The organism is Bradyrhizobium sp. UFLA05-153 (assembly GCF_054185185.1).
Genome location: NZ_JBBIAM010000014.1, coordinates 1 through 13,001, shown reverse-complemented (window position 1 = coordinate 13,001; position 13,001 = coordinate 1). Strand labels below are relative to the sequence as shown.

Genomic DNA, 13,001 nt, shown 5'->3' with positions numbered 1-13,001 from the left:
CGGCCACTCCGCCGGCGGTCTTAAGGTTCTGGCGGGCGGCGCGCTGGCCTTCCCGGAGCATCGCGAGCGTTTCCGGGCGACGGCGGCTTATGCATCGCATGGTCGAGAAGTCCCTGGATGATCTTGTCCGCGGCTTGCGGCCAGGACGAATCGTTGTTCAGCGAAAGGGCGATCGAGCGGACTAGGCGCCACGGCGCATCCGAGAAGGGCAATTTGACGGTCGCATCGACGGCCGCTTTGAACTTGTCGAAGATGGATCTCACGCTTCCGACAGACGCCGGACCGAAACCGACCTTGAGCAGTTCGCCTTCGATCGTGCGGTGCGAACTGTTGGCCTGCTCGCAAGCCTGCAGTAGCGGCGTGAGCAGCTCGTCGGCCAGCTTGTCGTTGCGCAGTTTCGGCGAGCCTTGCTCGACGTTTATGTCGCATCGAGGGAAGTGATTGACGTTCTGCCAGTCGAAAGCAACCTGGCGAATGCCGAAAGGACAAACAGATAGTTTCCGCAACAAATTCTCGGGCCGAAGCAGTTGAGGCAGCTCATACGATGGGGCGATGACTGAGGTGCGACAGCACTCTTCACTGCGTCGGGTTGTGGAGCACTCCCGCGAGCTTCTGGCTTGGGCACTTGCGGATCGAGGCCCCGTCAATTCGAGTGACGATCTAAGCACGCCTTATTCTTACGCTGTACAATCGGCGGCCGCTCGCAGCGAATTCGCGGTCTGTGGGGTTGCTCTTTCGATTCGTGTTAATGCGCGTGTTTGTGAAATCCAAATGTACGCCCTGGCGAAACTTATGTTCATCCAGAACGGTCGGCATGCTGCTTTCAAAGCCTCGCCAGGCAATTTGGCAAGCCAAGGCTGGTAGGGAATCACGTTCCATGGAAAGGTGTCGGCTTTTCCCTTTGGATAAATTCACGCCGGTAGAACCCCAAACGCTTTCAAGATAGCAGGGTATGACCTCGAGTACAGGACTTCCTCTAGCGGGGGATGTTTGCCTTGCAGTGATAGTGTTGTCCGGAAAGCTCCATTTTCGTGCAAGCCTCCTTCAGCACGTCCTTCGGACTAGCCCAGCTCGGTTTCCATTGATCTTTATCGAAGCGGACGTCTTTGTATAAATCCCACATGATGATCCGCGACCGAGAGTGCTTGATGGTCTCATCAAGGAATCTTCGTCAGATCATCTTTGGTAAGTGGGAGATTCCCGCTTGCTGGTTGTCCCACCTCAAATCCGACCGTGATCGGTGGTGCGATCAGGAGTTTGCGGGGCTGAATCGATGCTCGAGCGTCGGTTCTCGATCCTGAGACTTTAGTGTGAAAGTTTGCAAACTTCGAATCTGAGGGTCGGACGCTCGAATCGTTCCGGGCGCGCCACTTCCAATTCTACGCCAGAGCACGCTGGCGCATCCAGAGGCGCGCCGGCGTTCTCTGCAAGGAGACAGCTCTACTCGGCGCTCTCGTCGGGGTCAGACGGGACGTGGCGTCGAAAATCCATTCTGTCGTGGAGGATGCGCACGATTTCGATCGTGCTGTTCGGCGCGACGCGGTACATCAGGAAATGGCTCCCCCGACGGCTACGCCGCGCAACGTGGAGCGTGCGAAGGCCTGGGATGATCTCGTCCCGGGCCTTGGAGCCCGCTACATTGGGACCGTCGGCAAGTTCGCCAATCGCCTGCACAAGGGTGTCCCGATAGATGCGAGATTGTCGCGCGCCAAAATTCTCAGTGGTCCATTTGAGGATGTTGGCAAAGTCGACTTCCGCGGCAGCGCCGAGACGAACGCGCCATCTCTGGTCGGCCATGAGGGCTCTATTTGGCGGTTCGGGAGATGACCTTCTCCGAGAGGTCATTCAAAAAGGTTTGCAACTCCTCGATATTCCCAAATTCTTTGAAGTCCCCTCGATCCAACGCGCCGACGCCGGCGCGAGCCGCTGCCCGCAGGGCTTTCAGCTTGCCCGCATCCTCCGCCTCGCGTTGCTCCACGAGCCGCAATCCATCGCGCAGCACTTCGCTGGCGTTCTGATAGCGGCCGGACTTGACGAGTGTCTCAAGGAGCTCTGCTTGACGCTCGGTCAGCACGACATTTCTTGTGGGCATTGGCATCCTCGTTCGAAAGTGGAGCATATGGCATAATATGCCATGAGCTCCAGATCGCCTCAACCTGAATGTTGGCGCGTACACTTGGCAACCGCCGCGCGGAATCGCTTAATCGCAGTTTCGGCCGCCCCATCATAGCGGCACAGCGAAGCAATAGTGCCCATCTTCATCGGCTGTGGCGCGCCATCTATCTCATTCGGTTTTCACCGATGTCTAGAATGGCCAGAAATGGCCCCAGACTAAAATCTCCGTTTAGTCTGGGGAAAATCTTATCGCCAGCGAGGGTCGCCTTTCGCTCGACAACCTATGCAGGCCGCCAAAACCACCGTCTCAACTTGCTCAGAGTGGAAATCACACTTTACGCGGCATCGGGGGCCCGCTGGTCCGCCATCCGGCGATGTTCGTCGGCCAGTTGACCAATGATTCGGTCCGCCAGACGGTAGGCGTCTAACATTTCGACGATTAGTTATGAATTGCTCTCATGCTCCAACTTTATTCCGCCAGCGCGGTTGGCGGCGTCGTCTGAACTTCGGCAGAATGCGTTGTCCAGGATGGCTCGCTAGTAAGCGCTGGCATCTCGTCTCCCGTCCGACAGACGCGATTGGAGTGGGGTTTCTGCCGAGAGCCATTTTGGCGGCCAGCCGTTTATTTGGGGGCTTCAACATGGATCATGCGGTATTGCCGGATGCCACTGTATATAGAACATATAGGGAACAATGAGTTGCAATGGGAACTTTAGCCGATTCCGAAAACTTACATTCGCGGCCTTGAGATCGCAACATGGTATGGCTTTTTTGGGAACCCTAATTATAAATAGGAAAGCTATCCCTTAATTTTGGTTTTCCAATGAAGCATAGCGATCTCAGCCATCCCATCCGGGAAACCTTGAAACGGTTGCCGCCGCCGTACGATTCCCATTACGGAATCATTCCACCGGCACCCCCGGAGGAGGGCGTATCGATAGCCGCTGCGGCGAAAGCCTTGGATGCCGCCCAAGTGGCCTTCGGTAAGGTCGATGCCATCGCCGCCCAGATGAAAGACCCCTACATCGTCAGCCGCGTGCTTACCAGGCGTGAGGCGGTGAGCTCGTCGTCAATCGAAGGTACCCAGAGCACTCTCGACGAACTGCTGTCAGTCGAGGAGACGGGGGACGACGGGGCCAGGGATGAAGCGCGTCAAGTACGCAACTACGCCGTGGCACTCGATGGATTCATTCCGCTGGCGGCAAAGGACGGGTACGGCGTGTTCACGATGGATCTGATCAGTGATCTCCACCGCGCCGTGATGAAGGACGATCGGGGTTATAAGGACGTTCCGGGCGACCTTCGCACACGCGTCGTATGGATCGGTGGAAATAACGACATCGCGTATTCGAGTTTGAATCCTCCGCCTCCTGAAGACGTCCCCGGCTGCCTCGCTCAAACCGTCGACTTTCTGCGGAACGAGGGAATGCAGCAGATGACACAAGGATTCGTCACGCGCATGGCGATAGCGCATACTCATTTCGAAGCGGTCCATCCCTTCCGCGACGGCAATGGCCGTGTCGGTCGTCTCCTCCTTCCGCTCATGATGGCGGCCGAGAAGCATGTGCCGTTGTACCTGTCGCCATATATCGAGAGCAAAAAGAGTATGTACTACGCCTCGCTCAAGGATGCCCAACAACGGTTGGACTGGCAGCCGATCATCACTTTCATGGCCGACGCCGTCACCGGCACGGTTGAAGAACTCATTCGGACCCGTGAGGCGTTGTCCGAATTATCCAATGTCTGGCGGGAGCGCCGCAAATTCCGCAAGGCGTCGGCGGCCGCGCGCGCTCTCGACGAACTTCACAACTATCCGATCGTGACCGCCAAGCGGCTTGGCGAACTGCTGGACATCAGTCCGCCGCAGGTCCATCAGGCGATCGCGCAATTGGAAGGAGCGGGTATTCTGAAAGAGCGTACCGGTTACTCGCGCAATCGCGTTTATGTCGCCACCGAAGCGCTCAGCATCATCAATCGTCCGTTCGGCGAAGAGCCTCTACTTCCCAATCAGTTGGATCTAGAGGAAGAGCCGGTCGGAGCCAGGGGGGCCTGACCCGCGCGAGAGTCGATCGCTGCGGAATGCGCGCTCCGGCGCGTCGCATCCTAGACCAAAAGGCGCTGACGGCATTCAGGAGAACCGCGCGACGATGCTGCAGGCGTTCTTTGGCCGTCCGTTTGCCGTCCGCGTCGAAGTCAGGATCGTCCGCAGGCTCGCACCAAAGCATGATCAGCGCGAAGCCGTTGGACTGCAGGTAGACTTGTTTAGTCATCGTCGGCGGCTGGGCGAGCCCAATGGCAGACCTCTTCATGGAAGGCGGCGCGTGCAGTGATGAGGCCATGCTGGAGACGTCATTCCTCTGAAGGAAATCCCATCCAACCTCGCGATTTATCTGCATCCCCTGATTGCCTCGCTCTTTGAACGATTCGGCCTCACCGGCTTGTCGGTTGGGCGCGTGGAAGCAGAGCTTGAAAAGATGTTGGGCGATCGCACATCGATCAGGAGCTAAGAGAAGGGCTTAAAATGGTCGTCACCTGGAGGAGTCTCGTCGCCGCGATTGAGCAAAATCCCGAGCTCAAAAATCCATCCGCGGAGCCGCCCCGCCCTGGACGAAAAGGAGCAGAAGGAAAAGGCCGAGATCGAGCGCCTATTTCAATTCATCGGTACATATGTAGTCGTCTTTCAGGACGCAGAATCGAAGCTCGAGCAGATCATTCAGCTCGCCATAGGTTTGGACCGATGACATGTCAGCCATGGTGTCATCCGTACTCTGTCGAACAGCCAGAAGATAGATTTGGTCCAATCGATCGTTCATTCCCCGGAAATCGCAGACGGAAGCCAGCAGCAGGAGGCATGGCTGAAGTCTTTTGATGAAATCATGCAACGGCTCCGGACCGAAGCGACCAGGCGTAACAAGATCGTCCATTCTCTCTATATTTTTGACTTTATGGAAATCGGTCACCCTCCTCTGCGCAGCAAGCGGACGCGCAAGACGGGAGAGATATCGTTCGATCAAGAACAAGTGGATGCTGCGTACAGTCCAAGCCTTGCCGACCCGTCACGTCTCCATATTCCTGCATACCCTGCGTTTGCGCCGACGTTATAGAGTCTTCCCTGAGTGCCGCTTGAAATGCGAGTCGATCGGGTACGCCCGAAATAGCGCATACGCGCTCATCGCGGTTGAGATGCCGACCGAAGACGAGTGTGTTGCCGTGGATGTCTGCTCCGGTGGGGATGCTATCACGGTCCGATGGACATCGGCGATGTTATCGGGCGATCGCAGGCCGACAGCGAGCTTTCACCGTAGCTATTCGCTTGGGCGCGTTCCGATCCCTGCGGCGCTCCGATGACCGAGGGCACCTGACGACCGTCCGGGCCACAAGCCGCCGAAGGCGCTTGAATCGACCGCTGCGTCAAGTTGTACGTATCAAACGGAGGATATCCCACGAAGGCATAGGCAGATGAAGACGTCCTTTCTCGCGATCGTGCTATGTTCCGCTTTGAGTTTGCTTGAGCTCGGCGGGGGAGCGCTTGCGGACACGATCCGGCGCTACGACTGCTCGATAGACGGGGTTGACCGAGAGCCAATAGGTGATCGAGATGAGCACGTCATTGTCAGCCTTCAATATACCTGTCACGTGGCCGACGGGACATTGCGAGATGCGGGCATTACGGCGATTTCGGTCAGCGAGTTGAACGGTGAGAAAGGGACATCTTTAGCGTCTCTCGATATTCACCGTACGATCGACGGATTTGCGGTTGGACAGCTCCTGGAGGGAATCGCCTTCCTTGTCATGCGGGACGAGAGATCTCTTGGCATAGCAGCGTCCGGTAAGATGGTCTTTAAGTTCGCATCCGGCTCTTTGGCGGCTCTGTCGGGAAGGACCGTCAGTTTCACGACCAAGCCGGCCGGATTTGGTCGATTCGAAATGGAGTTCGCAGATTGGCCTGAAGCCGCTGGTCCGAAATGAATAGGCGCCGCGCTGGCCGGTTGGCTTTCGGGGCAGGTCAAACCAGTGTGGTCTGGACGGAAATCGCAGCTCGAACGTCTTTTATGATGCTGGTTATATTGCTGAGTTGACTGTGAGAATCTGCTCAGCGCCTTTGCCGATGCGGACTGTCCAAGGCCCAGGCTCGCAACGACCGTCTAGACCTTATAGTGGGGGACCAAATCGAGACGCGGGCTCCTTTGCGTCCGGGTGGCGAGGAGCCCTGGCGCCTCGATCGAGAGGTTGGAAGCTCGCGCGCGGGCAGACGGCCGCCAGCGAGCGCGCGCCATTCTATCAATTGCCGATCTCACGATCATCCGCGCCAAAAGCGTGACGGCGATAATGCGGATGACTACGTGACCGCGCTGCTTGCCCACCTTTGCGGCGAGCGCGGCGCTGACGAGACACCGGCCAATGTCACGGGAGCGGCACCGTGACCTCGCCGCTCACAAGGCTTCCATGATCGTCAAGGTCGCGCTGAGCGAGCCACGTTGAACAGTGCCGGGCACGCTGATGCGCCACAAGGTCAGCCGGCCCGGCCGCAGCTCGAGGTCCCGAGCTCGTTGATCTCAATACGCAGTCCTGCCAGCCAGTCCGTAAGTTCAGAGATGCAAGCTGCGGGTGTGGCGCAGGGGCGATCGCCAGATCCATAGCAGGGAGGCCGCGCCCAGCGCGCTGCTGGCCAGTAACGCAGCCCGCAGGCCAGGTCCGGCGCCGACCACACCGCCAAGCACCGCGCCGATTGGCGCAAGCCCCCACACCAGGCTCCGGATGCTCGCATTGACGCGGCCCAGCAGCCGAGGCGGGGACAGCGCGTATCGAACGAAGACTTGGTGCTCGTTGTAGATCTCTTGACCAAACGACAGCACGAACTAGGACAGCGCCACGCAAATGACGGCCGCCGACCGCGGCTGCGTGATCAGCGCTGCCAGAGTCATGCCTGCGCCGCTGAGCGCCAAGGTGACCATCAATACCGGACCGAGGCCGATTACGCGGGCGGCCCACCCCCTGAGGTGACAGCGCCCCCAATACCACCCAGTGCGCCGACGCTGAGGACCAAACCCGTGGTCAAACCGTCCAAACCAAGCTGTTGGGTCAGGTAAAGCAGAAAAGCCGCAGAGTAAGCGTTGTAGCAGAAGATGAAGCTGCCGGTCGCAAATGTAACCGCTCGCAGAAAAGGATTGCCAAACACGGCCGTCAGTCCTTCCGCGATCTGACCGATGACCGAGCTCGATTCAGTTGTCGGCAGCTCGGCCGTGCGTGCCGGCACTAGCGACAGCAAGACAGTGGCCAGCACGAAGGAGGCCGAGTCGGCGAGAATCGCGGTTGGCGCGGAGAACGCACTGACCAGCCAGCCTGCCAGGAACGGACCGACGGTCACCACGCAAGACCTACTGAGTTGCCAGGAACTCTGGGTTCTGACGAATAGAGCCCGATCCACGACCGTTGGCACGTACGCCAGATAGGCGACGTCGCCGATCACTGCAGCCGTCCCGACAAGGGTGGTTGCCATACACAGTTGGACCATTCCAAGTTGGCCAAGGCTGGCGAGCAGCGGAATCGTTGCGAGCGTTGCTGCCATCACTAAATTGGCAGTCAACAGGATGCATCGGTGCGGGCGGCGGTCCACGATCACCCCGGCGAACAGGCCAATAATGAGGTACGGCGCCCGGCCGCAGGCGAGCAGCAGCCCGGTCTGCGCCGGGCCCGCTCCCAGCAGAGTGATCGCCGTCAGCGGTAGCGCCAGCAGCGTCACTTCGGATCCCAATTCAGAGACCGTGCGTCCGACAAGCAGCCCCAGATAGCCGCCCGGTAGCCTGCGAGATGGGCTGGAGATCTCGGTGGGATTCATGCGTCGATGGCTGGGCTCGAGGCCGGCAGATAACCCAACCGGGCTAATTCACCGCCGGCGATGCGCTCGAACTCCTCGATCTCCGCGCGTGTGAGATCCTGCGTGTAGCGACCAAGACGGCTGGCATGCAGCGGCATGCCTGCGGGCTTGGCCGCTGGGTGGCCGTACGGCCGTTCGAACAGCGCGTGCTCATGTTCGGCATGCCGCAGAACCGCTTCGTCCCAGGGCAGGTGCAGGTGATTCAGGATCTGCATCAGCCAGACACGGGGGCAAGTCACCAGATCCTCATAGCGCACCTCGAGATAGCGCTCAGGCGGTGCGACCAAATGAGGCCGAGATACCAATTCGAGCCAGCCCCGCGCGGCTTCGGGTATGGTCTGGTAGCCCCAGTCTGGCACGGTTTCCGCATGCGAGGCGGCAAGGTCCCGACCATCCCGTACGATGTGCACGAAATGCGCATCCGGCCATAGCTGGGCGAAGACGTCGATTTGGGTGATCTTGCGTTGCAGCTTCAGTCCCCAGCGCCGAGCGCCCTTTCGTGCCTTAACGAGCTCCCCGATCTCGTTAATCAGCCTGCATCTGTCGGCGAATGAAACGATGTCGCCGGCTGTCTCGTCCATCACCTTGGTGACGAGCTTGCGTACGTCGTCGAAGTGGAGGCCAAACCGCTGGCACTGCACCACGAAGTGCGCGCCGTCATACCAGAACGGGTCGATCACACGTTTGATCGTGCCGGTGACCCCGGGATCGTTAGCTGCGAGCAGGTCGGTCGCTCCCAGAATGTGCGAGCCGAGATTCGGAGGTTCTAGGAAGTCGATCTCCGGCCCCACCACCAGATCGGCATGCGAGTCCAGCATGACGCTCAGCAAGGTGATGCCGGACCGGTCATCGCCACCGAGCAGCACTGGCGAGGTGGAGAACGGGTCGGCCTCGGACATGGCAGTGTTCCCTGTTCGACGGTTGGTGCTCACGGGCGGCTCGGCGCGGAAAACCAACGCCGGATCGAATCTGCAGTGGCAATGAAGTGATCACCGGCGAACCGCACGGCAGCGGCAGTCGGATCCGGATCGTCGGACGTAGCCTCTACCTGAGTCAGTGCCGCCGGCAGGGCGTGTGCGGCGGCTTCAATCGCGGCCCGCACGTCGGCATCGGAGAGCGCCGCGGAGGGCATAAAACGGCCGCCGTACTGCATGAGAAAGCCGCGCGACGACATTTCCTGAAAGAAGGTATGACCAAGCTCGGCATTGGCAAACACCACGTCAAACATCGTGGGCCATGCGAACGCGCGCGCCTGAACCTTTTGGCGGACGAAGATCTCGTTGAGACCGTTCATGAGTTGCTCGCCAACCTGACGCATCCGCTCGAGCGCGGTACCATCGGCAAGCGCTTCGAGGGTGCTGAGCGCTGCCGCGAAGGGGCTGATCTCGCCTTGACAGGCGTTGCCCATGTAGGTCTTTTCGGCGGCATCGAGCACGTCTGCGTGACCTGCCACCGCCGACAGTGCCATGCCGTTGGCCAGTCCCTTGCTAAGTGTGATCAGGTCGGGCGCAAGGTCGATCGCGGTGTGATAGCCGCCGAGGCCGTAGCGAAATCCCGTCATCACCTCGTCCAGGATCAGCAGGGCGCCGTACCGGTGTACGATATTCTGCAATTCCCGGTGATATTCAGGCGGGAAGAAGTTGACCTCGGGGGTGATGATCACAGCAGCGACAAGCTGCCCTTTGGTCAGTCTCTTGAGCAGGTCAAGGTCGTAGTGGAAGTCGATACTGTCGAGGTCCCGGTCGGGTAGTCCCATCCCCGGACGGTCCTGTAAGTGCCAGTCGTGCCAGCCGTGATATCCGCTGGTAAGCACCAAGTTTACACCGGTATGCGCGCGGGCAAGGCGGACTGCAGCGGTCGTGGCGCAGGAGCCAGTGCGGAAAAATATCGAGCGTTGCGCGAGGGGGAATATCTCCGCCAACCGCTCGGCCACCTCGATCCGATGCACGGACAACGGTCCGGGCAGAATGCCGCCGGTGCGGCGCATTTCGGCAGTCACATGATCGACGACCGGTTCATATCCGGCTCCAAGCGGCGCAGCCCCGCTACACGAGGTCAGATCCACGTATTGTCTTCCGTCGACATCCCAGACATGCGCACCGCAGGCACGGCTCATGACGACCGGAAAACGCCGATTGAGATCCCATTTCTCCGACGCCGTGATCCGCAAGGCGCGGCGCAGTGCGGATTTGTGCCTATCCGTCGCGGTCAACGTGCCATTGGGGGTGCTGGTGAACATCAACGATTCTCCGGTCGCGGCCGGTCAGACCAGCTGCGTGAGGGTTCTGTGAGCAATCCCAACGCGTTCGCCTGCATGGTGAAGGTTGGATTGACGCCCCCGGGATACGGGAAGAACCGGCGGTCAGTGCCGTAGACGTTGTCGATATCGTGCACGCGGCCCCAGCGGTCGACCGCGGAGGCCTTCGGATCAATCCCCGCTCGACAGCCGTGCGGCGGCAGAACGGCTCCATCGCTGGGTGGCTCGAGTGAATCTGCGCCGGCCAGCCGGGCCACCTCCATCCGAAGTTCGAGCTCCTCGTAGTCAGGGCGAAGGTCGGCGTAATCGATAGGCCAGATCGGGTCGAGCGCGTCGCCCGCGACATGCGCTTCCGCGTCGAAATCACTGCGATATCGGAAGGCGATCCCAGCGTACAACGTCATTCCACCGCCGGGCGCCGACACGCTCCATGGCTGTTCGAACGGCATCAATGTGCCGGCCGGAGAGCGCACCAGGACCGCGTCATCCCTGCCATTTTGGACAGTTGACAGTGAGGCGCCGATGGGAAGCATGTGGCCCGCTTCGAGGACGAGCACCCGGAATCCGGCTCGCGCGACCTCGTGGGCAACGATCGAGCCATTGGCACCGCTGCCGACTACGGATACGTCAACGGACGTCATTGTCCCACCTGTAGCAAGGGACATCGGCCATGCGTCATGGCGACGTGTCCACACAAACAGTAGGCCAAGACAGCTAACGAGAACTGTCAGCGATAGCTTTGAAGTACGCACTCGTCAGACCGTCGCGACCTACTTTGAAACTCGTACAATATGACGCTCCGTGCGATTCAAGTCCCTTGAGCGCGCGGGTCGGGTGAATACGTTCAAGATCGGCTGAAGCAAAAAAGTATGAAGAATATGACCGTTATGCTCAAGGCGTCTGACGGCCGCGTGGCGATGGAGCAGTGGCAGCGGGTAGCTCAACCATATCCGTCCCGAGAGACCGCCTTGTTGTTGTGCGCACGCCACGATTATACGGTTGGGTCTTGTGCACCATAGACCAGCAGCTATGCCAAACGCACCTGCTGCAGGGCGGCCGCCGACGATACCTTTCGTTCCATACGCCGGCTTTTGAATCCGAAGCGCGATTTACATTGGCATGGTTGCAAGAAAGGTCGTCATAGGATGCCTCGACGCCCTCGCGGCATCGAGGACATGATCGAGCTTGCCGCCGCATCGAGCCTGCGGCCGCCATGATTCGATCTAACTCTCGTCAGCTTCTCGATAGATTGAGCCCCTAACATGTGAAGCGGGGGAGTCCGGAGCTAACCGTTCTGATTGTTCAATCGGAGGTGTGGAATGGACCCGTTTAACGTCATGAAGGCTTCAAGTACGACTTCTTCTGGCATGTCGCGCGCAAGGCCAGAACGGCTGCAAGTGAACCAAGCCGCCCTTGAGCCGCGCCTGAGGAAAGCCGCACAGGGGCGGCCTAGGCAAGCCGATACGGAGCTCTCCCGTCATATTGCTTCTGCCCTGCAGGCGGCCGAGATCGGCACAGCGTCTCAGCAGCCCGATGAGAAACTTATCGTTGTTTCCAACCGTGGTTCGACTTTCGACCCTAACAAACCCAAGACGGGTGGTCTTGCCGCGGCCCTTGAGCCCGTCGTTGAACGTTCTGGCGCCGTTTGGATGGGGACTTCGGGGACCCTAAGCGAGGGCAGCGAGCAGGTATCCGCCTTTGAACAGCACGGCAAGGGTCAAGTTGCAAAGATAGAGGTGCCGGCCGACGACTATGCCGGATTCTATTATGGATTTTCAAATTCTACCCTGTGGCCGGCATTTCATTCGCTGACCGAGCGGATGTCCCCCGCTTCGGAGGAAAGTTATAAGAGCTATCGCGACGTCAACTGCGCCGTGGCGCGCGCGCTGTCGCGCCTTGAAAGTCGAGGCGCGATCTGGGTGCATGATTATCATTTCCTTCCCCTCGGCAGCGAGCTGCGCGAGCTCAAGATTGAGCAGCCGATCGGCTTTTTCCTACATACGCCATGGCCGAATCCTGATGTGATAGAAGAGGTGCCCCATCATGACGAACTGATGGCATCGATGCTGGCCTACGACCTTGTCGGCTTTCAAACCCGCTGGAATCTCGATAATTTCCTTTCTTGCCTCCAATCGCATCTTGGGCTGGAGAGCAGGAGCGATGTCGTGATCTCGGCCCGCGGCTTGACCCGGTGCCAAGTGTTTCCCATTGGAATCGATCCAAAGCAGTTCGCAGACTATGTTGTGGAATCGCTGACCAAGCATCGAGAGAAGATTTCGTCGGTGCAGTCAAAAATCGATGGCACGAAGCTAGCAATTGGCGTCGACCGGCTCGACTATACGAAGGGTATCGACAACCGGATCAAAGCTTTCGATCAGCTGCTGACAGACAAGCCGCATAGCATCTCGCTGTTGCAGATCGCGACCCCTTCGCGCACCGATATTCCAGCATACAGTGAATATCAGGGCGATATCGACGGCCTCGTCGACGACGTCAATCGTAAGCATGGAATCGACGACGGCTGGAGGCCGATTCTCTATGAGAAGGATCACGTCTCGCAGGTGGAGCTCGCGGGCCTTTACCGCACCGCGGAGGTTGGTGTGGTGACGCCGCTGCGTGACGGCATGAACCTGGTGGCGAAAGAATACGTTGCTGCGCAAGATCCGGACGATCCGGGCGTGCTGGTCTTATCGAAGTTCGCAGGCGCGGCAGAAGACCTCAACGAAGATGAGGCGCTGCACGTGGATCCAA

13 protein-coding genes are annotated in these 13,001 nt (G+C 59.2%); 5 read left to right on the top strand and 8 right to left on the bottom strand.

Annotated elements, in window-relative coordinates; all coding sequences use genetic code 11:
• Positions 1–20: 20 nt before the first annotated feature.
• From Q2941_RS10890 to Q2941_RS10880, 3 genes are all read right to left on the bottom strand, one after another.
• Positions 21–506 carry a hypothetical protein gene (locus Q2941_RS10890; RefSeq protein WP_458192456.1) on the bottom strand — a complete coding sequence of 162 codons (486 nt, stop codon included), beginning with the start codon at positions 504–506 and terminating at the stop codon, positions 21–23.
• A gap of 934 nt (positions 507–1,440) precedes the next feature.
• Positions 1,441–1,797 carry a type II toxin-antitoxin system RelE/ParE family toxin gene (locus Q2941_RS10885; RefSeq protein ID WP_458192455.1) on the bottom strand — a complete coding sequence of 119 codons (357 nt, stop codon included), beginning with the start codon at positions 1,795–1,797 and terminating at the stop codon, positions 1,441–1,443.
• Between the two features lie 7 nt (positions 1,798–1,804).
• Complete coding sequence (locus tag Q2941_RS10880) at positions 1,805–2,092, bottom strand: type II toxin-antitoxin system ParD family antitoxin (RefSeq protein WP_458192454.1); 288 nt, start codon at positions 2,090–2,092, stop codon at positions 1,805–1,807.
• A gap of 846 nt (positions 2,093–2,938) precedes the next feature.
• Between Q2941_RS10880 and Q2941_RS10875 the strand changes: the two genes are divergently transcribed.
• The 4 genes from Q2941_RS10875 (at position 2,939) to Q2941_RS10860 (ending at position 6,084) form a co-directional block, all read left to right on the top strand.
• Entirely contained in the window at positions 2,939–4,168 is a 1,230-nt protein-coding gene (locus Q2941_RS10875) for a Fic family protein (RefSeq protein ID WP_458192453.1), read from the top strand.
• Between the two features lie 502 nt (positions 4,169–4,670).
• Positions 4,671–4,856: a hypothetical protein gene (locus tag Q2941_RS10870; RefSeq protein ID WP_458192452.1), complete on the top strand. Its 186-nt coding sequence runs from the start codon at positions 4,671–4,673 to the stop codon at positions 4,854–4,856.
• Positions 4,857–4,907: 51 nt separating this feature from the next.
• Positions 4,908–5,219, top strand: coding sequence for a hypothetical protein (locus Q2941_RS10865; RefSeq protein ID WP_458192451.1), 312 nt, complete (start codon positions 4,908–4,910; stop codon positions 5,217–5,219).
• Positions 5,220–5,574: 355 nt separating this feature from the next.
• Entirely contained in the window at positions 5,575–6,084 is a 510-nt protein-coding gene (locus Q2941_RS10860; RefSeq protein WP_458192450.1) for a hypothetical protein, read from the top strand.
• A gap of 620 nt (positions 6,085–6,704) precedes the next feature.
• On the opposite strand, the gene Q2941_RS10855 is transcribed toward Q2941_RS10860, so the two are convergent.
• The 5 genes from Q2941_RS10855 to Q2941_RS10835 all read right to left on the bottom strand — a co-directional run bounded on the left by Q2941_RS10855 (position 6,705) and on the right by Q2941_RS10835 (position 10,891).
• The gene (locus Q2941_RS10855) at positions 6,705–6,971 is read right to left on the bottom strand and encodes a hypothetical protein (RefSeq protein WP_458192449.1); all 267 of its coding nucleotides are present in this window, start codon (positions 6,969–6,971) and stop codon (positions 6,705–6,707) included.
• Positions 6,972–7,090: 119 nt separating this feature from the next.
• Positions 7,091–7,954 (bottom strand): MFS transporter, encoded by an 864-nt coding sequence (locus Q2941_RS10850; protein WP_458192448.1) that lies wholly within the window; start codon positions 7,952–7,954, stop codon positions 7,091–7,093.
• Positions 7,951–8,892 (bottom strand): sulfotransferase family protein, encoded by a 942-nt coding sequence (locus Q2941_RS10845; protein WP_458192447.1) that lies wholly within the window; start codon positions 8,890–8,892, stop codon positions 7,951–7,953. Before Q2941_RS10845 ends, Q2941_RS10850 begins: the two co-directional genes overlap by 4 nt.
• 29 nt (positions 8,893–8,921) lie before the next feature.
• Complete coding sequence (locus tag Q2941_RS10840; RefSeq protein ID WP_458192446.1) at positions 8,922–10,232, bottom strand: aminotransferase class III-fold pyridoxal phosphate-dependent enzyme; 1,311 nt, start codon at positions 10,230–10,232, stop codon at positions 8,922–8,924.
• Entirely contained in the window at positions 10,232–10,891 is a 660-nt protein-coding gene (locus Q2941_RS10835; RefSeq protein WP_458192445.1) for a GMC oxidoreductase, read from the bottom strand. The genes Q2941_RS10840 and Q2941_RS10835 overlap by 1 nt, the downstream gene beginning before the upstream one ends.
• 678 nt (positions 10,892–11,569) lie before the next feature.
• Between Q2941_RS10835 and Q2941_RS10830 the strand changes: the two genes are divergently transcribed.
• On the top strand, positions 11,570–13,001 hold a 1,432-nt coding region (locus Q2941_RS10830), incomplete at its 3' end, for an alpha,alpha-trehalose-phosphate synthase (UDP-forming) (protein WP_458192444.1).

Excerpts from the sequence above, each read along its gene's own strand:
- Q2941_RS10885 (WP_458192455.1), bottom strand. The coding sequence starts at position 1,797 with ATGGCCGACCAGAGATGGCGCGTTCGTCTCGGCGCTGCCGCGGAAGTC.
- Q2941_RS10840 (WP_458192446.1), bottom strand. The coding sequence starts at position 10,232 with ATGTTCACCAGCACCCCCAATGGCACGTTGACCGCGACGGATAGGCAC.
- Q2941_RS10875 (WP_458192453.1), top strand. The coding sequence starts at position 2,939 with ATGAAGCATAGCGATCTCAGCCATCCCATCCGGGAAACCTTGAAACGG.
- Q2941_RS10880 (WP_458192454.1), bottom strand. The coding sequence starts at position 2,092 with ATGCCCACAAGAAATGTCGTGCTGACCGAGCGTCAAGCAGAGCTCCTT.
- Q2941_RS10860 (WP_458192450.1), top strand. The coding sequence starts at position 5,575 with ATGAAGACGTCCTTTCTCGCGATCGTGCTATGTTCCGCTTTGAGTTTG.
- Q2941_RS10835 (WP_458192445.1), bottom strand. The coding sequence starts at position 10,891 with ATGACGTCCGTTGACGTATCCGTAGTCGGCAGCGGTGCCAATGGCTCG.
- Q2941_RS10850 (WP_458192448.1), bottom strand. The coding sequence starts at position 7,954 with ATGAATCCCACCGAGATCTCCAGCCCATCTCGCAGGCTACCGGGCGGC.
- Q2941_RS10845 (WP_458192447.1), bottom strand. The coding sequence starts at position 8,892 with ATGTCCGAGGCCGACCCGTTCTCCACCTCGCCAGTGCTGCTCGGTGGC.